This window comes from Streptomyces sp. NPDC055254 (assembly GCF_053606025.1).
Genome location: NZ_JBSGQV010000017.1, coordinates 36,564 through 57,381, shown reverse-complemented (window position 1 = coordinate 57,381; position 20,818 = coordinate 36,564). Strand labels below are relative to the sequence as shown.

Here is a 20,818-nt window from a genome sequence, read left to right as displayed (position 1 = left end):
CCCCGCCGCCCCCCCCCCCCCCAAACCTTCTTTCACACGCCCCCCCCCCCCCCCGGGGGGCCCGCCCACCCCGCCCGCCCCACGCCACACCCCCAACCGCCTCGGGCACCTGACCAGCCGGATCCCACCGCCTGCGACACACGTCACGAGGTCTTGGGGCGCGGATGCTGTGAAGACGGTGCGCTGAGAAGCTTTTGGGGCGCCCGCGACCCCCGGCCTGCCGCGGGTGCGCGACCGGAACTACTGCTTGTTCGTTGTTTTGTCGGCCAGGCAGTCTGCCAGCGACGCACGCCGGCGCGATTGCGTTCGCTCACTGCCCGGGTGGCGGCGCGGGCGCGGCCCGTCAGGGCTGGGGGGCGGAAACTCCTGTGCGGCCGAGGAACTCGGCCAGGCCCCGGCGGGTGGCGGCCAGGGCCACGCGGCCCTCGGCCTTGAGGACGTACCCCGGGGGCTGCCACAGAGCCCCGGCCCCGAGGCAACGGCAAATCCCTCGGACTCGCAATCCCGGAATTGGAGCCGGTCGGGTGGGTCAGGGTCGGTTGTATTGTTCGCAGTTGAGTGCATTCGTGTGCGCATCGTCAAGACAGATTCTGACGGACGTGGCCCCGCCGGGCATATTGATATGGAACGGGTACGTCCCGTCGCACTGGCTCCTGGTGCTCCAGGTGCCGAGATCGTTGCCAGAGGTACCGTACGCGCTGAGCCACATCCTGTGGCAGCCGACGGCCCGGAGTTCCCCATCGGCCCCGACCGACCGGTTGTACCAAGTCAGGGTGCCGCGGGCGTAACTGGCACCGACCGTGACGTCGAAGGAGGTGGTCGGGTAGGAGGTGGTCTGCGCGCCGGCGGCGGCGGGAGCACCCAGCAAGGTGCCCGCGGTCAGCACGACGAAACCGAGGGCTGCGGCGAGATGAGTCTTCATGCGATCTCCAGAATGGGGACTACAGGGCCCGGCACGCGGTCGCGTGCGGCATCAACCGGGCGAAGGGGAACCGGTCAGCGGGCTGAGGGGCGACAGGAGGCCAATGGGAGCTGCGCCTCGCGATCTGGATGGCCGACCGCGACCTCCCCGGACGGCCCACCCAGAACACCGACAACGTCCTGGACGACTACCAGATCCGCCGCCACCCCGGTTGGCACCGCCACATGACTTTCAGCTGACAGGCCATCACCACAAGGACCGCTGCAGTACTAGTGCAGGCCGTCGATGCAGTAGCCGGCGCGGTAGCAGGTCTGTCCCTTGAGGTAGTTCTGGTTTTCGTCGGTCATGTAGATCCAGATGTTGTCGGACCCGCCGACGACGTTCGCGGCAAGAGCAAAGTCCGCCGACCCGGATCGATTGCACCAGGTGCTGCTGCTCTTGAAGTCCAGCGAGGTGCTGCCTGCGAACGCCCGCGCGTAGACCCGCCGACACCCGGTGGCCTTGAACGATGCGTCGACGCCGACCGACCGGTTGGACCAGCTGGCCGTGCCTTTGTAGTAGCTCGCCCCATACTCGATCGAGACGGTTGCGGCGGCGGCGACGGCGGCGTTCGCGGGTGTCGCCGCGAAGACCATCCCGGCAACCGACGCGGCTGCGGCCACGGCCACGCCGACCTTCCCCGTGCGGCTCTTCACCTTCGATGTGTCCTTCAATCCCACCATGACAACCACTCCCCAGGTTCTTCGGGTACCGGATGCGCAACCTCACCGTCGTGCGGAGGCGACCGCCTCAGATCGGGCAGTGAACGTTGCTGCCGTTGTTCGGCAACACGACTCAAGCACGCGTGGACCTCGCGCCGGAAAGCATTCGAGCCAGTTCAAATCCATCGCGACGGCTGCTAGCGTCGGGGCGGTGCTCACTCTGCGTTTAGACATCGACACCGTGTCCAGGACGCGGTTGGCCCCTTCCCCTGCGTCAGAGTCCATGGCGTGGCTGAAACTCACCGCCGCGTCGGGACGGCACCCGGTATTCGGAGATCCCGGACCACTCGCCCGCGCGTCCCTTGCCCATCCGGACGTTGCCCTGCTCGCGGACCTGTTGCCGCAAAACGGCGACACCTACAGACCTGACCTGCTCACCCCTCAGCCAGGGGCGGACGCGCAGCGTCGTGACCTGCTCGACGAGCAGATCGCGCAGATCGAGGCGGCAGCGCAGGACGACCTCGAAACCCAGGTCCTCACATACACCCGGACCCACTGGAACAGGCCGCTGCTGGCCGCGACCCGCCGGATCGCGGAGTCGGGGCGGATGCAGCGCCATCTCGCCAACGGTCTCGCCCGGTTCTGGCGCGATGCCCTCTCCGAAGGCTGGCCCGAACTGCGCTCGATCATCGAGCAGGACATCGCCCACCGCGCGACGGCCATCGCCACCCATGGCGTCGGCCGGGTGCTCGGAACACTTCACCCCGACATGGAGTGGGCAGGCGACGCGGTCACCCTCGCCAAGTCGTGGGACGGCGAAATCGACGTCACCGGCCGGGACCTGGTCCTCGCCCCCGGCGTGCTCAACTGGCCCGACGTCATCATCCAGGTCGACACCCCAGGGCAGTTCGTCCTCTACTACCCCGCCCAGCGGATCGGAGCCGGCCGGGATCGCAAGTCCGGAAGGATCGCGCAAGTGGTCGGCAACACCCGAGCGGCCCTGCTGGCGGACCTCGAAACCGCCCGGTCCACCGCGGAACTCGCCGCCCGGATCGGATGCACCCCGGGCACCGTCTCCTACCACCTCAGCGCACTGCACCGCGCACGCCTCGTCACCAAGGTCAGAGACGGGCGCTACGTGTTGTACCAGCGGACCGCACATGCGTCAGGTCTGCTGGAAGAAGCCCGCGTCTAGGACGTGTTGTGGACGTCGTCGGTCTTCTGGGTGGACTGTCCGGGGAGGTCGTGGTCGGCCATCCAGATCGTGAGGCGGGCCGCGCCCGGCAGCACGGACGACCGGCCGACTGCGCCACCTCACCGTGGCGCTGCCGCTTTCTGGGACGGCTCCCCGAGATCCTGCGGCTGGAGCCGAGGGCACGAACCAGGTCCAGCGCATCGTCATGGCCCGCAACCTGCCGTAGAGGCCTGACCCCGCCGGACGTGAGGTCTCCCGGTCCATGGCCGGGGGACCGCGCGTGTTCCGATCGGCGGCGCACCCCCTAGGCTGTGCGCCGGTCGGCCCCAGGCGCGGGGTCCCAGGGGGCGGGGAAACAGGATGTCCGTAGAACGTCACATAGCGGGGATGCTCCAGCAGATCGCCCGTCAGCAGGACATCGTCGAGATCGCCCCCCAGGGCTCCACGCCGAAGGCGGCCGCCCTGGCGCACGTGGCGGAGCAGTACGGCTACACGTACGGCGTGGCGTACAGAACCGGGTTCAAGAACTCGCTCGTCCAGGTCCGGATGTACCGGGACCCGCAACCCGACGCACGCGTCCGCGAGGCGGCCACCATCACCGCCCATCCGCAGGCGGGCAACGGCGGGCCAGTGCCGGGGCTGGAGCAGGGCTCGCTGAAGCCGCTCCCCGAAGCGGTCGGCGCCGTGGCCGTGCTCAAGGACCTCATCACCTTCGACGTCATGGCCCAGTACGTCGCCGACCGGAGCCAGAAGGTGAAGGGCTACCTCGCCTGCGCGGTCCTGACCGTCCTCCTGCTCATCGACAGGTCGCCGGTCGAAGCGGTCGCCTCCGGCGGAGCGGTCGCGCTGCTCTTCACCGTGGCGTTCAAGGTGGGCGCGATCCGCCGCGAAAAGATCGCACAGCGGCTGACGGACGCCGGGTTCCTCGCGGTGCGCGACGAACAGGGCGGCCGGCGGTTCCTGCGCCCGGGGCAGCAGTTGCCCGGCCACACCAACCCGTTCGCCGTCTGAGGCCCTGGCCTGCGGCGCAGACAGGACTGGGACACCGCCGGGCAGCTGCCGCCGGCCGAGCCGGCTGCTCGGCGTGGTTGTCGCCACGCCCCGGGTGATGACGCGGCGCGGCTCCCCGGCCGTCACCGGCCCGGAGCCGATGACGAGTTGTCGCCACGCCCCGGCACAACGACGGAACGGGTTGCACGCAACCCCGTCCGTACGCAGCGCCGCTGACCGTGCCCACCGCCCCGCTCAGCGGCGGCTCCTACCGGATCCGCTATGTCGGCCCGAGCAGGAGCCAGCCCCGGACACCCGGCCACGCCCGGGACGTCGCCGTCCGGATCGGCCTGTTCGGGAGCGCGCACACACACGCCCGGGTGATGACCACGGACCCGACATGATCGCCGTCGCCCTGGTCCACCCCGACCCCGCACGCTGCGGCGCCCACCGCTACACCAGCAAGTGCCTATACCCGGACGACACCGAGGACCAGGCCGTGCTGCGCCCGCTGACCCGCGCCCGCACGAAGGCTCCGTACGAGCGGGCCCGCCTCGCCGCCGGCGCGCTTCGCATACCGAGGGTATGCTGACGTTCAGCTCGCATACCCTGGGTATGCGAAATGAACTCGGAGGCCCCGCCATGACGAACGCACTCACCACCGCGCCCACGACCGGTCTCGGTGGCTTCTATCCGGTGCTCGCCACCCGGGACGTGGCGGCGTCCCGCGACTTCTACACCCGCCACCTCGGCTTCGAGGTGACCTTCGAGGCCGACTGGTACGTCAGTCTGCGCCGCCCCGACGCGCCGCAGTACGAGCTGGCCCTCCTGGACCACGCCCACCCGACCGTCCCCGAGGGCCACCGGGAAGCGCTCCGGGGCGGTCTGCTGCTGAACTTCGAGGTGGACGACGTGGACTCCGAGCACCAGCGGCTCGTGACGGAGGCCGGCCTGCCGGAAGTACTGCCCCTGCGCACGGAGGAGTTCGGCCAGCGCCACTTCGTCGTCGCCGCCCCCGACGGGGTGCTGATCGACGTCATCACCGTCGTCCCGCCCGGCGAGGAGTACGCCGCCCACTACACCAAGGCCTGACCCCAGGGCCGGGTCAGAGCCATGGGTCGGGCCCCCCGGCCTCTACAAGCTGCCGGATCAGGAGCGGCAGGCCGCCCGGGAGCCAAGTGCCCGGCAGCCCAGGAGCCGGCCACCGAGACGCCGCCTGCCGAGAACACCAGCGGCACCACCAGAAACGACGGCCCGGCCCCCCGGGTACTCACCGCGCAAGAGGTCTCCCAGCTGTTGCGGCAGCAGCAGTTCGGCGTACTTGCGAGCGTCAGGAGCACCGGCCACCCGCACCTGTCGACCGTCCTCTACGACTGGAACGCCGAGGAGCGCGTACTGCGCGTCTCCTCCACCGCCGACCGTCTCAAAGTCCGCCAACTGCGCCGCGACCCACGCACTTCACTCCATGTCAGCGGTCCGGACGTCTGGTCGTTCGCCGTAGCGGAGGGCGAGGCGGAGATAGCGGACCTGGCCGACGGAGCGGCCCCCGGCGAAACGCCGCTGCCCTCTTTCGGGGGTGGCGGCCCTGGTGCTGTCTTCCGGCGGGGGAGTGAGACCGGGCAGGGCGGCGGTGCTGGGGCTGGTCCGGCCGGAGCCCCTTCGGCTGCTTGCGGTGCGGGTCATCGGCGCATGCGCAGGGTGCCGTAGAGGCCGGCGACGGCGGTGATGACACCGGCGAAGCCGTTCTCGCCGACGATGAGGTAGATGCCGGCGCAGGTGGCGAGTAGGGCGATGAGTACGACGCTGTCGTGATGCCGGTTGCGTGGCGTGTCGGTGGGTGGAGCCGGTTCCTGTCGCGTGGGGGGCCGTGCAGGGTCGGGAGTCGGGGTTGTGGGGTCGGGGGTCGGGGGTGTTGCTTCGGTGGGTGTCATGCCTCCAGGAGAGCGGCGCCGGGGCCAGATCCCTAGTGATCCGTACGGGCCCGCATGGACCCGGACGCCGCCCGTCACGGGCCAGTTGATCGCGGGCTGTTCTCGAACGCTGTCGGGCGTCCGGCATCGTTCGACGCATTCCGCGTACGTACGGCCCTGGGCCCTCTAGCGTTGCCTTTCGGACAGGGAGGGTGATCCGGTGACAGACGACGACCCCGGGATCGAGCCGAACGATGCCGCCGCCGTGGACGCGTTCGAGACGGCGCTGCGGGCGTTCGCCGGGGAGCTGAACCGGCTCCACATCGCCCACGGCGCCCCCTCCTACACAGTCATGGCCGGTGCGTCGGTCCGGCCGAGGCTTACCCGGGCCGGCCTCAACGAGATGCTGACCGGTAAGCGGTTCACCTCCCTGGAGGCCCTGCTCGAGTTCGTCCGGGTCGTCACGATCCCCCCGGGCCTCCCGCCCGCCGCGGCCGCGGGCTTCCGCGCGGACCCGGCACTCGCGGCCGCATGGCGGACCCGGTGGCAGGAGGTGAAGCTGCTCCAGCGCGCGTCCCAGCCGGCACGCAAACGCCTTCGTGCCACCGTGCGGCAGACCCTGGACGACGCCGCCCAGGAAGCCGAAGCCCTCCGCGAGGACGCCCGCACCGACGCCGACCGCATCCGCGCCAGCGCGCAATCCGAGGCCGCCCGTGTTCGCGCCGGCGCGCAATCCGAGGCCGCCCGTGTTCGCGCCGGCGCAGAATCCGAAGTTGCGGGCCTACGTGCCCAGGCGCGGCACGAAGCCGACGAACTCTTGCACCACGTCCGCCATACGGCCGGCCAGAACACGCCGCTCACCCATGACGGAGCAGACCTGGAGGACGCTATCCATGTCACCGGGCCCGGCGGACCGCGGTGGCGCCAGGGCCTTGCGCGGCGTCCCGCATTACGTCCGCTGGCCGCGGCGGCCGCGGTGGCCTGTCTGGCGCTGGCCGCGATTCTGGCCGGGGACTCTCTTATGGGGACGTCCGGCGCCTGCCCGCCCGGTCAGAGCCAGGCCGACGCCATGCTCAGCTCCCGAGCGGGCCTCCCGGGTCGCGGAGCTGTGCGGCAGGCGGCGTTTGCCCACCGGCCGGCGGACATCATCTTCATCACCAACCTTCCGGCGCCGCAGGGCTGGCCACAACCGTCCTCCTCTTTATGGACAGGCCCCCCTTCTACGCCGAGCCCGAGCCCGACCCCCAGCCCTACTCCCACTCCGAGCCCTACTCCGACGCCGAGTCCCACCCCGACACCAACCAAGGACGGGCCCGAGGCCTGCACCCCGTAGGCCCGCCACCACTGAGAGGGCGTTCCGTCCAGCCGCGACCGGGAGACCGGGGCACTCGCCGAACGGATTTCCGCGGGGTCGCCCGGCGGTGTCCGGGCCCGTGGAAGCCCGTTGGGCGGGCGGGCGTGTCACCCCGGGGGAGCAGCCCGCTCCCGGGCCGCGTACACGTCCTCAAGGACGGCACAGCTCGCCGGATACTGATCATGGTCGACGCCGGAGCTGCCGACTGGCTTACCGCCACCTAGGGCGGGGAGATCGACCCCGGGCCGGACGTGCCATGGGCCCCAGGGGTCAGCCATGTCAACCCCGGGGGGCCCGTGGGCCGGTTGAACGACATCGCGGCGCCGTCGCGTCACGTGGTGGCCGGCCGGGTCTCCTCCAGGGCCTCCACGACCTTGCGGGCCATCCTTGCGACGTGAGCGGGCAGGTAGTCGTCCAGGGCGCCGACGTCGCATGAGCACGACCCAAGGCCGGGCCCTCTCGTCACGCCCACCTACCTGTTCCTGACCGCGCAGCGGACCTGCCCCAAAGCCCCTGCCATGGCCTGACCCTCTACCAGGCCCTGGACTTCCTCCAACACCTCATCGCTACCTGGACCGGCACCTGCCCAACCTGCCGACAACCCACCAGACAGCCCTTCGACAGCAGCCAGCAAAGCACTACTGAACCGTGTCTTCTGGATCCGCCACAGGCGCCGTGCTCCGTCGGGTTGGATGCACTCCACGGGATCAGCATTGTCGGTAGCGTGATCATCTACTGCATGGAGTGACCATGCGCCCGGCTGGTCCGTACGAGGGCTTCCGGCGGAGGGTGAATGAGGCCGCAATGAACGAACTGACGAAGCCCGAGATCGACCTTCCGGAGGGTGATGCTCCCACCGAGCTGACAATCCGGGACCTCGTCGTCGGGGACGGGCCCGAGGCGAAACCGGGCAGGGTCGTCCGGGTTCACTACGTGGGGGTCACCTTCGAGTCCGGAATGGAGTTCGACGCCTCCTGGGACCGGGGTGATCCGTTCAAGTTCGCCGTGGGTGGCGGCCGGGTCATCAAGGGCTGGGACCGGGGGGTCAGGGGGATGAAGGTCGGCGGCCGGCGCGAGATCATCGTTCCCCCGCGCCTCGGCTACGGCAACCAGTCGCCCTCGCCGTTGATCCCGGCGGGCTCGACGCTCGTCTTCGTGGTGGACCTGCTCTCGGTCTCAGTCTGAGGCCTGCTTCACAAGCGGCAGACGCCACGGCAGTGGGCGTCCACGTCGGCCTGGACCGCCGGGTCGGCGACGGGCGTGCCGGCGGCCGTGCACTCCGCGAAGCGGATCATCTGCGCGGAGACCTCGCGCAGAGCAGGATCTGCTGAAGCCGCAGCAGCCGGCCCTTCCCGTAGCAGCGGCGCCCGATACTCGCGATGTACGCGGGCAGCAGCAGGCCGATGTCCTGGGACCCAACCGGCGGACATCCGGGCCACGTACGCGATCGGCCAGCCCATCAACGGTGTTCTTCCTTGGCCGGGGCTGGTGGTTCCGGCCCCGCACGAAGCCTTGGCAGTCGACGCGGCGTACACCGCGAGTCCGACGCGCGCCCGTCGCTCCGGGCTCGTGACGCAATCGGTCACCCGATCGTTCCGGGCACGGATCATCGGGCCCCGGAAGGGAGGTGATTCCTACGGTGAAGACATCAGAGGGAAGGACACGCACCCGTGCTGGAGCAGCTCAACGAGGCGCTCGACCACATCGAGCGCTGCCTCGAAGCGGAGGCCGGCCGGGAGGTCGCCATCGTCGAAGTCGCCCGGATCGCGATGACGTCGGAGTACCACTTCCGGCGCCTGTTCTCGGCTCTCGCCGGGATGCCGCTCTCCGTGTACGTACGGCGCCGGCGCATGACGCTAGCCGGGGCCGAGGTGCTGGGCGGGGAGCGGACGCTGCTCGACGTGGCCGTGCGGTACGGGTACGGCTCGGGCGAGGCGTTCGCCCGGGCGTTCCGGTCGGTGCACGGCATCGGGCCGGGCGAGGCCCGGCGCACGGGTGCGACGCTCACGGCGCAGTCGCGCATGTCCTTCCGTGTCGTCGTCGAAGGGAGTACGACCATGCGGTATCGGATCGTCGAGAAGGAAGCGTTTCGGGTCGTTGGCAGGAAGGCGCGGGTCCCCCTCGTGCACGAGGGGGTCAACGCGGCGGCCGCGGCACACGTGGAGAGCCTGGACGAGCAGGCGATCGTAAGGATGAAGAAGCTGGCCGACGGGGAGCCGAAGGGGGTCCTGTCGGTGGTGGTGCACCTGACCGACAGTCGGGAGGAGGGCGCCGAGGTGGACTACTGGATCGGTGTGGTCACCGGCCCCGAGGCGGCCGCGGAGGAGCTCGACGCCCTCGACGTACCGGCCGGGGCCTGGGCGGTCTTCGACAACCACGGGCCGTATCCGAGCGCCCTCCAGGAGCTGTGGCGGGACGTGTTCACGCAGTGGTTCCCCTCGAACCCGTACGCGAGCCGGCCGGGTCCGGAGCTGCTGCGGACACAGCCGGTGGAGATCGGCGCGGAGACGGACTCCCAGCTGTGGATCCCGGTCGAACGGGTCAGCGTGAGCAACGGGGAGTGAAGACCGGGACCTGGACGTCGTCTTTCGGACGGAAAGGCGACGTCCAGGTCCAGGGTGCCGGGAGTCCACCCGATGTGCGCGGTGTCCTGCTGAACGCCGTCTTCGGCAAAGCCACGCCGCGGCCCTCCGCGGAGACCACACCACCGCACGCACCCTCCTCGCCGAAGGTCGGCGCATCTTCGACCAGCCGGCTCCCACGAACGGACTGGGCCTCGCACTGCGGGCGGAGGACGAGTACCCGCCGCCCGGCCATGGCTGTTCCCGAACCTGAGCCCGGCGGTGGCCGAGGGCTGTGCGGCAGCCTGTCCCGAGCAGAGAAGCCGTGCTGCGCCGCCGCCCACCCGCCCGACGGGGACCGGCCCGCTTGCCGGGGCAGCGTGCCGGAAGCCCCTTTTCGTCCGCTTGACGATATGGGAAGCCTTCTATTATCGTCATGCTGACGAAATCAAGGGGGTTCGCCATGGCCGACATCACCCGGCGCTTCGGCTGGCGCCATCTGCGCTCCGCGCCCACCGCCCACATCCGCCACCACAAACGCGGCCGCCTCGTCCACGACGGACGGGGACTCAGCTTCTGGTACCGGTCCCTGTCGGCGGCGCTCTCCGAAGTCCCGGTCGACGACCGCGAGCTGGCCATGGCGTTCCACGCCCGCACGTCCGACTTCCAGGACGTCGCCGTGCAGGCCACCGTCACCTACCGGATCAGCGACCCGGCCGAGGCCGCCAACCGACTCGACTTCTCCGTCGACCCGGACACCGGGAGCTGGCGCGGCGCCCCCCTGGAACAGATCGCCACCCTCCTCACCGAGACCGCGCAGCAGCACACACTGGACGTACTGGCCCGGACCCCGCTGGCCACCGCCCTGGTGGACGGCGTCGCCTCCGTACGGGAGAGGGCCGCCGCCGGTCTCGCCGCCGAGCCCAGACTCCCGGCCACCGGAATCGACGTGGTGGCCGTACGGGTCGTGGCGATCCGCCCCGAGGCCGAGGTGGAGCGCGCCCTGCGCACCCCGGCCCGCGAGCAGATCCAGCAGGAGGCCGACCGGGCCACCTACGAACGCCGGGCCGTCGCCGTCGAGCGCGAGCGCGCCATCGCCGAGAACGAGCTGGCCAGCCAGATCGAACTGGCCCGGCGCGAAGAGCAGTTGGTCGAGAAGCGCGGCACCAACGCCCGCCGCGAAGCCGAGGAGAAGGCGGCGGCGGACGCCGTGAGGACGGAGGCCGAGGCAGCCCGCAAGGTCCGCCTGGCCCGCGCGGACGCCGAGGCGGCGCGCGAGACCGGCGCGGCACGCGCAGAGGTCCAGGCCGCATGGCTGCGCGTGCACGACGAAGCCGGCCCGGACACACTCCACGCCCTGGCGGCGACCCGGCTGGCGGAGAACCTGCCGCGGATCGAGAGCATCACGCTCTCTCCCGACGTCCTCACCGGGCTCCTCACCAGGCTCGGACGCCCGGAAGGCGGCACGGGCGCGTGAGCCTGGCCCCGCGGGCGGTCCTCGTGCACCGCAGGACCGAGTACGAGGAACTGCTCGCCCGGCACGGCACGCACGGGCAGGCCGCGTTCTTCCTCTCCAGCCGCGGCCGGTCGATCGACGAGGTGGCCCGCCGCCACGACCGCACGCGCCACGCGCTGCGCCAGGTGGCGGCGGCGGTGCCGCTCACATGGCGCAGCTCCCGCGTGGAGAGGGCGGACCTGGACCGCTTCCTGTTCGCCCCGCAGGACGTGGTGGTCGTAGTCGGCCAGGACGGCCTGGTCGCCAACACCGCGAAGTACCTGCGCGGACAGCCGGTGGTGGGCATCGACACCGACCCGGGCCTCAACCCGGGGGTCCTGGTCCGCCACCGCTGCGCCGACGCGGCTGCCCTGCTGCGGGCGGCGACCGCCACCGGGAGCCGGGCAGAGGAGCTCACCATGGTCGAGGCCGTCGCCGACGACACCCAGCGCCTCCTCGCGCTGAACGAAATCTACCTGGGCGCTCCCGGCCACCAGACGACCCGCTACCGCCTGGCCTCCGACGCCGAGAAGGGCCCGGCCGAGGCCCAGGCATCCTCCGGGGTACTGGTGGGCACCGGCACCGGCGCCACCGGCTGGCTGCGCTCCCTGTGGCTGGAACGCGGCAGCCCCACCGCGCTGCCCGCCCCCCGCGACCGGCGACTCCTGTGGTTCGTACGCGAGGCCTGGCCCTCACCCACCACCGGAACCACGAAGGTCGCCGGCGAGCTGAGACAGGGCCAACAGTTGCAGCTGACCGTGGAGTCGGACCGGATCACGGTCTTCGGCGACGGGATGGAAAGCGACGCCCTGGAGCTGACCTGGGGCCAGAGCGTACGGCTGGGCCTCGCGGAAACATCGCTCCACCTGGTCACATGACCACCCGCCGGCACGGCCGCCCTCGTACTCGGCGACCTCACCGCGGCCTGCCGGCACACCGTCCGAGCTCTGGCCGACGTCCGCTCGTGGGGTTGGACATGCGAGGACCTTGCCACAGCCGACAACGGACGAAAATCCATTCCCAGGGGCCGGGCACGGTCGTCGGCGGCCAGGTGGACCTTGGTGCTCAGGCCGCTGCGTGAGCGTCCGTAGGCGTGGTCGGCGGGCTCGCTGCGGCCCTCGGCCCCTTTTCGCGTGCTCCGGCGGAATGCTGGTGGGCGCGGACGACGGTGGAGTCGACCGAGACGGTCCAGCCGATGTCGTCATCGGCGTCCGCGGCCGCCGGGCACGGCGGTCAGGATGTTCTGCCAGGTTCCGTCGACGGCCCATCTGATCAGCCGTTTGTGGGCCGTCTGGAACGGGCCGAGCTCGTCGGGCAGGTCCCGCCAGGGCAGGTTGGTGCGGTACTTCCACGCGATGGCCTCGAACGCTCGGCGGTGATCAGCCCACCGCCGTCCACGGACCGGATCGGCCGGCATCAGCGGCTCGATCCGGCCCCACATCGCATCAGTGATCACTAATCGGGCAGGCACATCCGATCAACTGACCAACCCAGCAAAGCGACACGCGCTAGCCAGGAGACCCCAGCCGGCTGCTCCCGCGGGGCAGTCGGGCCCTGGTCAGATCGTGACCGGGCCGTGGGCGGTGGCGAACTCGACCGAGACCAGGCCCGGTTCCTCGTCCTCGACCCAGGTGACGTCGATCTGGTCGAGGGGGTGGTCGGCCGGTTCGCCGAGGAAATCGGCGATGGAGGCGGCGTCGCCGGCGATGGAGACCCCGTGGATGGTGGTGGAGGTGCGCGAGTCGGCGCTCGGGCGCTCCTCGACGGGGACCAACCACTGCAGGAAGTAGGGCAGTTGCGGGTCCTCCAGCAGTTCCAGCAGGCCGATCTGCTTCCACCTCAGGTCGAACCCGTCGGGGCGGACACGGTGGCCCTCGGCCGAGGTGCGGCCGAGACGGGCCTCGACCGGGGCGATGTCGTCGACGGAGACCACCCAACCGAGCCAGCCGCCGCCCTCGGCGGCGCGGCGCGCGACCGCCCGGCCGAAGGGTGCGCGGTCGGCGGCGGGGTGGTCGAGTGTGGTGACGACCTCGACGTAGGTGCCGCCGCTCAGCGGGAGAATAAAATTGCGGGTGCCGAATCGCGGGTGCACGCCCCCGTCGACGAACCCGGCGCCGAGGGCCGATCCGATCCACTGGACGGTCGAGACGAAGCTGTCGCGGGCCACCGCATAGGACACGTGATCAAGTCGCACTGCGCCATCATCACCCGACAACCCGCACAAATCCCGACGCCACGCCCGCCGCCCCGGCCGCGTCCGCCGTGGATTCAGCCGTGTGGAGCGGATCGATCATCGTCATCCCGGCGAGGGAGGCCCGATCGAAGCCAGGCAGCAGCGCTGCCGCCTCGTCGAGGCCCACGACGCGCTCGATCAGCCGCTGCGGGGCGAGCCTGCTGCCACAGGATTTCGATCCGGCTGGGTGGCGGTCGCGTGCCGGTGGTGCGGAGGCCCGGGCCGTCCATGGACCGAGCCGAAGGGGCCCAGTGCGGAGGTCGACGCACTGGTGCGGACCGTCCGCGACTGGATCGAGCGCGCGGGGCTGTCGGTGGAGGAGCTGCACGAGCGGCTGGAGCCGGGGCAGTTCAAGGACGAGGCGGTGCCGAAGCTCAAGCAGGTGCGGGGAGGAGAGGAACGCCCAGTCCGTCGAACGGCTCGCGGGCGCACGGAAGTTGTGGCGCAAGGCGCAGGAGGACCCACGCCTCTGCCGGAGGTGAGCGCGGCCGCCATGCTCCGGCTGTCGATGGACCTGGCAGCCGCCCGGCAGTCGTTGCTGGTGAGCGACCAGCGGCAGGGGCAAGCGCTGCAGCTCAGCACGTTGCTGCCGGCACACCTGGGACAGGCGCGCGCCGCCGTGGCCGAGCTGACGTGGGGTCTGGCGGAGGCACGGGGAGCCCGGGGCAGCCTGCCGTCTGCGGCGGGCCCCACCGACGCCCGGCTGCGGCTGGAACTGGCCCGGGAGCGGGAGCGAGACGTGCGCGAGGCGCTGACCCGGGCGGAGCGGCAGGCAGCCGCGGCCCAGGAACTGGCCGAGTCGGCGGTGCGGCGGGTCCGGGAGCTGGAGGGGCGGACGGGACCGGCGGTCAGTGCGGCGGCACTCCCTCACGCCGGTCGGTCGGCTGCCGACCCCCTGGCGTTGGAGAGCGGGGGGCCGGCATGGCAGCAGGCCGACGCGCCCGTCCCCGGCGGCGTGCCGTGCCCCGCCGCCCGGCTCCCGGAGGACGAGCTCACGGCGTTCCTGTACCGGGCGATGCTGCCCGCCGTTGCGGCGGAGCCGGAGGAGCTCGTAGTGGCGTGGTCACTCGTGCCGGCCGCGCCGTCGGGGGCGGCCCGGCACTGCTGGTATGACGTGCTCCCGCTGGGCGGGGGCCGGTCGGCCCTGGTGTCGGCGAGGTGGCCGGCGGCGGCTTGCAAGAGGTGACGATGATGAGGCACCTGGTCACCGCGCTGCGCCAGTACGTCGAGCTGGACCTGCCCCCGGAGGAGGTGCTCGGGCTGCTGGACCGGGTGGTCGGCGGGCTCGGCGGCGGCTCGGCGGTCGGCTGCCTGTACGCCGTGCACGATCCGGAGACGCAGAGAGCCGTCTGTCAGGCCGATGATCCGCTGTCGACCACCAGGTCGGTGCCGACCACTGCGCCGGCTGCGGGCGAGGCGAGGTAGAGCACTGCGGCCGCCACTTCTTCGGCCTCCGCTACCCGGCCGAGCGGGTTTTCCGTCTTCACCCGCTCGGCACGGTCGGCCTCGGTCTCGTTGGGCCGCAGTGACATGGGAGCGGCGGAGGCGCCCGGGCTGACCGCGTTGATGCGGATGCCCTGGTCGATGTGGTCGAGAGCGGCGGCGCGGGTCAGCGCGGAGACCGCTGCCTTTGAGGTGATGTACGCGGCGGCGTTCGGGATCCGCAGGTGTGCGCCCAGGTTGGAGGAGATGTTGACGATAACGCCGCCGCCGTTCGCCTTCATGTGCGCGATCTCGTGCTTCATCGCCAGCCAGACGCCAGTGACATTGGTCCGCAGTACCGCGTCCCAGTCCTCCTCGCTCACCTCGCCGACGGGTACGGTGCCGCGAAGTATCCCGGCGTTGTTGACCGCGATGTCGAGTGAGCCGAAGCGGGTGACGCTCTCGCGTACGAGGTTCTGGATCCGGCCGGAGTCGGTCACATCGGCGGTGACCGCGGCGGCCGTACCGCCGGCGGCCTCGATGAGGCCGACTGTCTCGTCCAGGGAGGCCGCAGTGCGTCCCGCGGCGACCACGGATGCGCCTTCGGCGGCGAAGGCGAGCGCGATCGCGCGGCCGAGGCCGGAGCCCGCGCCGGTGACGAGGACGGTCTTGCCGGTGAAGCGGTTCATTTCGGTAACTCCCTTGAGTGATGGATTACTTGGTGCGGTGGTTCAGGAGGGCTACGACGGCGAGTGCGACCCCCGTCGCGGCCAGGGACGAGGCGTCGCTGCCGAGGGTGAGCAGGACGGCGAAGAGGACGGTCGGGCCGAATTCCATCGCGGTGTTCAGTACGCCGCCCGCGAGCCCGGTCTGCTGTTGCGGCACGCCTTCGGTGGCGAGCACGGCGGCTCCCGCGAAGGAGGCTGCGGTGCCGGTCGGCAGCAGCACGAGGCCCGGCAGCAGCCCGTACACGTACCAGGTGTGCGCATCAAGCCCGGTGAACGCGAGGAGAAGGAGCCCGGTCGCGCCTGTCCCGAGCCCGGCGGACGTGACGGCCCGGGCCCCGTACCGGCTGATGAGCGGTGCTGCCGCCCGGCCCGAGGCGATCAGCGCGACGGCGAACGGCACGAAGGCGGTCGAGGTCTGCAGCGGTGACCAGTCGCGCGCCTGCTGGAGGTGGAGCGAGAGGACCACGAAGGTCATCGCGGTCCCGCAGGCGCTCAGCGCGATGGCCGTGAGGGCCAGGGCTCGCCGCTGGTCGAGCAGGAAGCGGGGTGGCAGCAGCGGGTCGCGGGCGCGGCGCTCGGCGTACAGGAACGTCGCGAGCAGCGCGGTCCCGCCGAGCAGTGGGACGAGCACGTCGGCCGAAGACCAGGGTTGGGCGTCGGTGACGACGAGTCCGTAGCTGGCGAAGGTGATCCCGGCGGTGGCGAGCAGGGCACCCGGCAGGTCGAGAGTCCTGGCCCGGCACGGTGCGGTGTCCGGCAGCAGCCGGGGGGTGAGGACGAGGGCGGCGAGGGCCACCACGAGTGGTACGGCGAAGGCCCAACGCCAGGAAAGCAGCGCCGAGATGACGCCGGACAGGAGATTGCCCGCAGTCGCGCCGAGTACCGAGAGCCCGCCCCACGTGGCCATCGCCCTGCCGTACGCGGCGGGGGAGGGGAAGACGGCGCGCAGCACGGCCATGGCTGCGGGCGCGACGAGGGCCGCGCCCGCGCCCTGTGCGCAGCGCGCCGAGAGCAGTGCCCCGACACCGGGGGCGAACGGGACAGCGGCCGAGGCGCTGGCGAAGAGGACAAGGCCTGCGGTGAGGGCGCGCCTCCCGCCGTAGCGGTCGGCGAGGCGCGCGCCGAAGAGCAGCAGCCCGGCGAAGGTCAGTCCGTAGGCGGCGCTGAGTAGGATCAAGTCGGCGCGCTCCAGGCCGAATTCGCGCCCGATGTGGGGTAGTGGTACGGCGATCGCGGCGAGTGTGAAGATCAGCGTCGTCTGGACGCTGCCGAGTAGGACGAAGGCATGGCGGTGCCGGGTGGTGGCGACGCGGGCGTCTGTGGCGTTCTTTCCCCCCGATTTCATTTCCCTCCATTCTTGACTGATCGGTCCAATATGCGGGCATGAAGAAGTGAGCTGGACGGCCCTCGTGCGCGCGATTCGTTTCAGTCCAGCAGGGTCAGTGCCTGCTCGGTCGCATCCCGCACCCGGGCGGGATCGCTCGACGCCTTGCCGACGATCCGTACGCCCTGCAGCAGGACCAACAGCATGCGGGCCAGCGTGCGCGGATCGCGGTGCTCGGGCAGCTCGCCCTGGGCCCGGGCCCGTACGAGGGCAGAGTGCAGCAGGGCCTCGATGTGCTCCCAGCTGGTTTCGACCCGGCGAGCCGCCGCATCGTCATGCGGTGCCAACTCGGCTGCCGTATTGGTGACGAAGCAGCCATTCAGCCGGGTCCCGGGGGAAGCGGCCTCCGCGGCGAAGCGCCGCACCAGCGCCCGTACTGCGGGCAGGGCGGGTCCCGGCTGGGACAGCTCCGAGTGGAGCGGCGGGTTGCGCGTCTCGGCGTACCGGTCCATGGCCTTCAGATACAGCTCGTGCTTACTGCCGAAGGTCGCGTAGATGCTGGCGCGGCCGATGCCCAGGTGCTCGACGAGATCTGTCAGCGACGTCGCCTCATAGCCGCGCCGCCAGAACAGCTCGAGGGCCGACTGCAGCACGGCGTCCGGATCGAATTCCTTGGTCCTGGCCACATCGAAGATCATAAACGTATCTAGAACGTTCGGTCAATAATTGCGCGCGCCCTGGCCGGCCTTTGCGATGGGGCGAGCCGGGGTCAACGGGGCAACCGTTCACGGCCAGTGACGGGGCGTCGTCAGCGGACGTCCGCTCCCGCGCGGGATGGAGCCCCGGCCGCGACCGCATCGGCCACCGCTGCGGCGTGTGCAGGACTCCATGGCTGGCACCCAGTTCCTCAACCAAGTTCGGGTTGTCGTCGGGTGGTGACGGTTGATGATCTCTGCGGTATGCCGGTGAGGTGAGGTATCCAGAGGGTGGGGCCCGACCGCTGAGCGTCGGGCGTCTCGTGAGGGGATCCGGCTTCAGGCCGGCGAGAGGTTCGCGGCGGGTGAGAAGACCGCGGTGATCGCGAAAGAGCTGCGGGTGAGCGTGCGGTCGGTGGAACGCTGGCGTCGTGCCTGGCTCTCGACGGCAGGCAGGACATGCTTGTGGCCGTGCAGGCCGCCGACGTACCGGGTCAGCGGCAACACCGCCTTGTCGTCGCCGAAGCTGCGTTGCGCCGTGCTGCGGGCTCGGCCGCAGGAGGGAGTGCGGTGCCGACCAGCTCGTCCAGGGAGACTGCGAATTCCTTCGCCAGCTGTAGCACCACCTCCAGGGTGGGCTTGCGCCGGCCGGTCTCGATCCGCGACGGCGTACTGGGCGAGATGTCGGTCGCGCGGCTGACATCGGCGAGTGTGACGCCTCGGCGCTCGCGCACGCCCCGCAGCCGGGGCCCCACCGCTGCCGGCATCTGGGCCACGTCGTCCTCTGCCACAGTCCCTGTTCCTTCCCGCCGTGCCACTTCACCACCCTGTCCTGCGAGCTTGCCGGAATGGCAACGCTGATCGCGCCGAGCGGCCGCCGCGCCGCATGATCGGTGGGTACCCGCCGACCGCCCGCGAACCGAGGAGAAGTCCCCCATGCGACCCGAGCCGACCGCCGCACTCCGCCACCGCACCGTCGAGGCCCCTGCCGGGCGCCTGCACCTGGCCGAGCAGGGCACCGGCCCGCTGATCCTGCTCGTGCACGGCTTCCCCGAGTCCTGGTACTCCTGGCGCCACCAACTCCCAGCCCTCGCCGCGGCCGGGTACCGGGCAGTGGCGATCGACGTACGCGGCTACGGCCGCTCCTCCAAGCCCGCCGCGACCGACGCCTACCGAATGCTCGACCTGGTGGAGGACAACGTCGCCGTCGTGCGCGCCCTCGGCGAGGAAAGCGCGGTGGTCGTCGGCCACGACTGGGGCTCCAACATCGCCGCCGCCTCCGCCCTGCTCCACCCCGGAGTCTTCCGTGCGGTCGGCTTGCTGAGCGTCCCGTACGCGCCGCCCGGCGGCCCCCGCCCCACCGACATCTTCGGCCAGATCGGCGGTCCCGAGCAGGAGTTTTACGTCTCCTACTTCCAGGAGCCCGGCCGCGCCGAGGCGGAGATCGAACCCGATGTCCGGGACTGGCTCGCGGGCTTCTACGCGGCCCTGTCCGCCGACACCATGCCGGCCGAGGGCGAGCCCGACCCGCACTTCGTCGCCCCGGGCTGTCAGATGCGCGACCGTTTCCCCGTCGGCCCGCTCCCGGCCTGGTTGAGCGAGGAGGACCTCGACGTCTACGCCGGGGAGTTCGAACGCACCGGCCTGACCGGCGCCCTCAACCGCTACCGCAACATGGACCGCGATTGGGAAGACCTCGCCCCCCACCGGGGAGCCCCGATCAAACAGCCCGCCTTGTTCGTCGGCGGCGCACTGGACGCCTCCACCACCTGGATGGCCGACGCCATCGACGCCTACCCCACCACCCTCCCCGCCCTGTCCGCCTCCCACCTCCTGGACGGCTGCGGCCACTGGATCCAGCAGGAACGCCCCGAGGAGGTCAACAGCCTCCTGATCGACTGGCTCGCCACCATCCAGGACTGAACCAGGCGGGCTACCTGGGCAGCTTGGCGGTGCGTTTCGGGTGGGCCGCGCCGAGGTAGCGCATGGCGGTCTGCTCGGTGATGCATCGCGCGCGGTGCTGCCGTCGGTGGGAAGGCCCCGGCCCTGCCGCTGCGGCCAGTACGGCCTGGGCGCGGCTGCGGGCTGGATCTCTGAGGCACGGCTGATGAGCTCGGAGAACCACTCGTGCTTTGTCATCACCGCGGGCGCGGACCGGCCCCATCCGGAGGCGGTGCCGCCCCAGGGATCGACCTCGTTGTGGTTCGGCATCTCGTCGAAGTCCGCCATGGCCGTCGACCCCGACAGGGCCTCGGTCATGAGCCATTCGGCGCGGTCCGTCCAGGACGATCCGGCCGACGCGAGGACGCGCTCACCTTCGGACACGTCCACTGGTCGTGGACGTCGATCGGCAGCGCGGTGCCGAGGAGAGGCGATCACCACCCACCGAGCGATGGCCCCAACTGCCGGGTATTCGTCCCGTCGTTCGCGCTCAGAGACGCAAGCCAGTAGCCTGATCGAACGGAGTCCGTGAGACTTGGGGGTGGTGAGTGCAGGCGCCTGCGACCGTCGTGCAGCTCGCTCTGCTCATCCTTCTGGTGCTGCCCGGGGTCACCTATCAGTTCGTCCGGGAACGCCGCCGTGGGCCGGTGCCCGGTGAGCGTGATCTGGGTGAGCGGGTGCTGCGGGCGATCGTCGCGTCGATCGCGCTGGACGCCCTGTACGCCGTGGTGGCGGGGCCGGCGCTGGTTCGCCTGGCTCAAGGCACCGGCGGCGGCTGGGACGGCTTCGTGGAGCGGCCGCGAGTGGTCGGCTTCGTCGCCGTGGTGCTGTTCCTCGTCGTGCCGGCCGTGGCGGCGGTCACCGTTTCCCTGGTGGATCGGCAGCGGCGCAAGGCTCGGTTCCTGCGCACGCCCAGCGCCTGGGACCACGCGTTCCGCGACCGCGAACCGTGCTTCGTGCGCGTGCGGCTCAAGGACGGCAACTGGGCGGGCGGCTGGTACGGCGACCGGTCGTACGCCTCCTCGTACCCCCACCCGGCCGAGCTGTACCTCGAATCGGCGCGCGTGATGGGTGCCGACGGGTCGTTCGGCGCGCGCGTGCGCGGGACGACGGGCCTGCGGCTGCGGGCGGAAGACTTCGACGTGCTGGAGTTCGTCGAAGCCGGAGAACCGGCGGCCGTGCCGGGGGAGGACCGATGATGGCGCACGAACCCGAGCTCTCGCCCGAAGAGGCGGCACTGCTGCAGGAGGCCGCGGAACGCGGCTACACCCCGAAACGCACGGTCGCCGAGCCGGACGAGGCGCCCGGTGGCCCGGCCGGCACCTCGAACGGCAACGAGGACTGACG

At 71.1% G+C, this 20,818-nt stretch carries 24 protein-coding genes and 3 pseudogenes; 16 read left to right on the top strand and 11 right to left on the bottom strand.

From position 1 onward, the window contains the following. Positions 1–529 precede the first annotated feature (529 nt). A complete protein-coding gene (locus tag ACWFQ8_RS18415) occupies positions 530–922 on the bottom strand; it encodes a hypothetical protein (RefSeq protein WP_453787285.1) in 393 nt (130 codons plus the stop codon). Positions 923–1,191: 269 nt separating this feature from the next. Then, positions 1,192–1,644 carry a hypothetical protein gene (locus tag ACWFQ8_RS18410; RefSeq protein ID WP_453787284.1) on the bottom strand — a complete coding sequence of 151 codons (453 nt, stop codon included), beginning with the start codon at positions 1,642–1,644 and terminating at the stop codon, positions 1,192–1,194. A gap of 190 nt (positions 1,645–1,834) precedes the next feature. On the opposite strand from ACWFQ8_RS18410, the gene ACWFQ8_RS18405 reads away from it, so the two are divergent. The 5 genes from ACWFQ8_RS18405 (at position 1,835) to ACWFQ8_RS18385 (ending at position 5,515) form a co-directional block, all read left to right on the top strand. Next, entirely contained in the window at positions 1,835–2,818 is a 984-nt protein-coding gene (locus ACWFQ8_RS18405; RefSeq protein ID WP_453787283.1) for an ArsR/SmtB family transcription factor, read from the top strand. A 360-nt stretch (positions 2,819–3,178) separates the two neighbouring features. Next, positions 3,179–3,829: a hypothetical protein gene (locus ACWFQ8_RS18400; RefSeq protein ID WP_453787282.1), complete on the top strand. Its 651-nt coding sequence runs from the start codon at positions 3,179–3,181 to the stop codon at positions 3,827–3,829. Between the two features lie 379 nt (positions 3,830–4,208). Beyond that, entirely contained in the window at positions 4,209–4,400 is a 192-nt protein-coding gene (locus tag ACWFQ8_RS18395) for a hypothetical protein (protein WP_453787281.1), read from the top strand. Positions 4,401–4,450: 50 nt separating this feature from the next. Next, a complete protein-coding gene (locus ACWFQ8_RS18390) occupies positions 4,451–4,900 on the top strand; it encodes a VOC family protein (RefSeq protein WP_453787280.1) in 450 nt (149 codons plus the stop codon). A gap of 21 nt (positions 4,901–4,921) precedes the next feature. Further along, positions 4,922–5,515: a pyridoxamine 5'-phosphate oxidase family protein gene (locus tag ACWFQ8_RS18385; protein ID WP_453787279.1), complete on the top strand. Its 594-nt coding sequence runs from the start codon at positions 4,922–4,924 to the stop codon at positions 5,513–5,515. Here ACWFQ8_RS18385 and ACWFQ8_RS18380 read toward each other — a convergent pair. After that, entirely contained in the window at positions 5,488–5,739 is a 252-nt protein-coding gene (locus tag ACWFQ8_RS18380) for a hypothetical protein (RefSeq protein WP_453787278.1), read from the bottom strand. The two genes, ACWFQ8_RS18385 and ACWFQ8_RS18380, sit on opposite strands and share 28 nt — an antisense overlap. A gap of 199 nt (positions 5,740–5,938) precedes the next feature. Between ACWFQ8_RS18380 and ACWFQ8_RS18375 the strand changes: the two genes are divergently transcribed. After that, a complete protein-coding gene (locus ACWFQ8_RS18375; protein WP_453787277.1) occupies positions 5,939–7,051 on the top strand; it encodes a hypothetical protein in 1,113 nt (370 codons plus the stop codon). A gap of 352 nt (positions 7,052–7,403) precedes the next feature. Here the strand turns inward: ACWFQ8_RS18375 and ACWFQ8_RS18370 are convergent, their stop codons facing one another. Next, positions 7,404–7,538, bottom strand: a complete 135-nt coding sequence (locus tag ACWFQ8_RS18370; RefSeq protein WP_453787276.1) for a hypothetical protein — start codon at positions 7,536–7,538, stop codon at positions 7,404–7,406. Between the two features lie 338 nt (positions 7,539–7,876). Between ACWFQ8_RS18370 and ACWFQ8_RS18365 the strand changes: the two genes are divergently transcribed. The 4 genes from ACWFQ8_RS18365 (at position 7,877) to ACWFQ8_RS18350 (ending at position 12,006) form a co-directional block, all read left to right on the top strand. Beyond that, positions 7,877–8,257, top strand: coding sequence for an FKBP-type peptidyl-prolyl cis-trans isomerase (locus ACWFQ8_RS18365; protein WP_453787275.1), 381 nt, complete (start codon positions 7,877–7,879; stop codon positions 8,255–8,257). Between the two features lie 485 nt (positions 8,258–8,742). After that, positions 8,743–9,636, top strand: a complete 894-nt coding sequence (locus ACWFQ8_RS18360) for an AraC family transcriptional regulator (protein ID WP_453787274.1) — start codon at positions 8,743–8,745, stop codon at positions 9,634–9,636. Between the two features lie 460 nt (positions 9,637–10,096). Next, entirely contained in the window at positions 10,097–11,110 is a 1,014-nt protein-coding gene (locus ACWFQ8_RS18355) for an SPFH domain-containing protein (RefSeq protein ID WP_453787273.1), read from the top strand. After that, on the top strand, positions 11,107–12,006 hold the full coding sequence (locus tag ACWFQ8_RS18350) for a hypothetical protein (RefSeq protein WP_453787272.1): 900 nt from the start codon (positions 11,107–11,109) through the stop codon (positions 12,004–12,006). The genes ACWFQ8_RS18355 and ACWFQ8_RS18350 overlap by 4 nt, the downstream gene beginning before the upstream one ends. A gap of 139 nt (positions 12,007–12,145) precedes the next feature. Here the strand turns inward: ACWFQ8_RS18350 and ACWFQ8_RS18345 are convergent. The 3 genes and pseudogenes from ACWFQ8_RS18345 to ACWFQ8_RS18335 all read right to left on the bottom strand — a co-directional run. Further along, positions 12,146–12,599, bottom strand: a pseudogene (locus ACWFQ8_RS18345) (IS5 family transposase); the annotation flags it as partial. A gap of 87 nt (positions 12,600–12,686) precedes the next feature. Then, a complete protein-coding gene (locus ACWFQ8_RS18340; protein WP_453787271.1) occupies positions 12,687–13,322 on the bottom strand; it encodes a VOC family protein in 636 nt (211 codons plus the stop codon). Positions 13,323–13,332: 10 nt separating this feature from the next. Then, positions 13,333–13,488 (bottom strand): hypothetical protein, encoded by a 156-nt coding sequence (locus ACWFQ8_RS18335; RefSeq protein WP_453787270.1) that lies wholly within the window; start codon positions 13,486–13,488, stop codon positions 13,333–13,335. A gap of 144 nt (positions 13,489–13,632) precedes the next feature. Between ACWFQ8_RS18335 and ACWFQ8_RS18330 the strand changes: the two genes are divergently transcribed. Together ACWFQ8_RS18330 and ACWFQ8_RS18325 are read left to right on the top strand one after the other, a co-directional pair. After that, entirely contained in the window at positions 13,633–14,547 is a 915-nt protein-coding gene (locus tag ACWFQ8_RS18330) for a hypothetical protein (protein WP_453787269.1), read from the top strand. 2 nt (positions 14,548–14,549) lie between these two features. Then, on the top strand, positions 14,550–14,786 hold the full coding sequence (locus ACWFQ8_RS18325; RefSeq protein ID WP_453787268.1) for a SpoIIE family protein phosphatase: 237 nt from the start codon (positions 14,550–14,552) through the stop codon (positions 14,784–14,786). Here ACWFQ8_RS18325 and ACWFQ8_RS18320 read toward each other — a convergent pair. The 3 genes from ACWFQ8_RS18320 to ACWFQ8_RS18310 all read right to left on the bottom strand — a co-directional run bounded on the left by ACWFQ8_RS18320 (position 14,714) and on the right by ACWFQ8_RS18310 (position 17,521). Further along, entirely contained in the window at positions 14,714–15,472 is a 759-nt protein-coding gene (locus ACWFQ8_RS18320; protein WP_453787267.1) for an SDR family NAD(P)-dependent oxidoreductase, read from the bottom strand. The genes ACWFQ8_RS18325 and ACWFQ8_RS18320 overlap by 73 nt on opposite strands. Before the next feature lie 25 nt (positions 15,473–15,497). Further along, positions 15,498–16,856 (bottom strand): MFS transporter, encoded by a 1,359-nt coding sequence (locus tag ACWFQ8_RS18315; RefSeq protein ID WP_453787266.1) that lies wholly within the window; start codon positions 16,854–16,856, stop codon positions 15,498–15,500. An 80-nt stretch (positions 16,857–16,936) separates the two neighbouring features. Then, entirely contained in the window at positions 16,937–17,521 is a 585-nt protein-coding gene (locus tag ACWFQ8_RS18310; RefSeq protein WP_453787265.1) for a TetR/AcrR family transcriptional regulator, read from the bottom strand. A gap of 284 nt (positions 17,522–17,805) precedes the next feature. Here ACWFQ8_RS18310 and ACWFQ8_RS18305 point away from each other — a divergent pair. Further along, positions 17,806–17,969: pseudogene (locus ACWFQ8_RS18305) on the top strand (helix-turn-helix domain-containing protein); the annotation flags it as partial. On the opposite strand, the pseudogene ACWFQ8_RS18300 reads toward ACWFQ8_RS18305, so the two are convergent. Then, positions 17,951–18,321, bottom strand: a pseudogene (locus ACWFQ8_RS18300) (helix-turn-helix domain-containing protein); the annotation flags it as partial. The pseudogenes ACWFQ8_RS18305 and ACWFQ8_RS18300 overlap by 19 nt on opposite strands. A gap of 145 nt (positions 18,322–18,466) precedes the next feature. On the opposite strand from ACWFQ8_RS18300, the gene ACWFQ8_RS18295 reads away from it, so the two are divergent. The 3 genes from ACWFQ8_RS18295 (at position 18,467) to ACWFQ8_RS18285 (ending at position 20,816) form a co-directional block, all read left to right on the top strand. Further along, entirely contained in the window at positions 18,467–19,453 is a 987-nt protein-coding gene (locus ACWFQ8_RS18295; RefSeq protein ID WP_453787264.1) for an alpha/beta fold hydrolase, read from the top strand. Between the two features lie 566 nt (positions 19,454–20,019). Then, positions 20,020–20,670, top strand: coding sequence for a DUF6338 family protein (locus ACWFQ8_RS18290; RefSeq protein ID WP_453787263.1), 651 nt, complete (start codon positions 20,020–20,022; stop codon positions 20,668–20,670). Beyond that, positions 20,667–20,816, top strand: a complete 150-nt coding sequence (locus tag ACWFQ8_RS18285; RefSeq protein WP_453787262.1) for a hypothetical protein — start codon at positions 20,667–20,669, stop codon at positions 20,814–20,816. The genes ACWFQ8_RS18290 and ACWFQ8_RS18285 overlap by 4 nt, the downstream gene beginning before the upstream one ends. Positions 20,817–20,818 lie beyond the last annotated feature (2 nt).

Coding starts and splice junctions, on each gene's coding strand:
- ACWFQ8_RS18415 (WP_453787285.1), bottom strand. CDS start 922: ATGAAGACTCATCTCGCCGCAGCCCTCGGTTTCGTCGTGCTGACCGCG.
- ACWFQ8_RS18410 (WP_453787284.1), bottom strand. CDS start 1,644: ATGGTGGGATTGAAGGACACATCGAAGGTGAAGAGCCGCACGGGGAAG.
- ACWFQ8_RS18400 (WP_453787282.1), top strand. CDS start 3,179: ATGTCCGTAGAACGTCACATAGCGGGGATGCTCCAGCAGATCGCCCGT.
- ACWFQ8_RS18395 (WP_453787281.1), top strand. CDS start 4,209: ATGATCGCCGTCGCCCTGGTCCACCCCGACCCCGCACGCTGCGGCGCC.
- ACWFQ8_RS18390 (WP_453787280.1), top strand. CDS start 4,451: ATGACGAACGCACTCACCACCGCGCCCACGACCGGTCTCGGTGGCTTC.
- ACWFQ8_RS18385 (WP_453787279.1), top strand. CDS start 4,922: ATGGGTCGGGCCCCCCGGCCTCTACAAGCTGCCGGATCAGGAGCGGCA.
- ACWFQ8_RS18380 (WP_453787278.1), bottom strand. CDS start 5,739: ATGACACCCACCGAAGCAACACCCCCGACCCCCGACCCCACAACCCCG.
- ACWFQ8_RS18365 (WP_453787275.1), top strand. CDS start 7,877: ATGAACGAACTGACGAAGCCCGAGATCGACCTTCCGGAGGGTGATGCT.
- ACWFQ8_RS18355 (WP_453787273.1), top strand. CDS start 10,097: ATGGCCGACATCACCCGGCGCTTCGGCTGGCGCCATCTGCGCTCCGCG.
- ACWFQ8_RS18325 (WP_453787268.1), top strand. CDS start 14,550: ATGATGAGGCACCTGGTCACCGCGCTGCGCCAGTACGTCGAGCTGGAC.
- ACWFQ8_RS18320 (WP_453787267.1), bottom strand. CDS start 15,472: ATGAACCGCTTCACCGGCAAGACCGTCCTCGTCACCGGCGCGGGCTCC.
- ACWFQ8_RS18315 (WP_453787266.1), bottom strand. CDS start 16,856: ATGAAATCGGGGGGAAAGAACGCCACAGACGCCCGCGTCGCCACCACC.
- ACWFQ8_RS18295 (WP_453787264.1), top strand. CDS start 18,467: ATGCGACCCGAGCCGACCGCCGCACTCCGCCACCGCACCGTCGAGGCC.
- ACWFQ8_RS18285 (WP_453787262.1), top strand. CDS start 20,667: ATGATGGCGCACGAACCCGAGCTCTCGCCCGAAGAGGCGGCACTGCTG.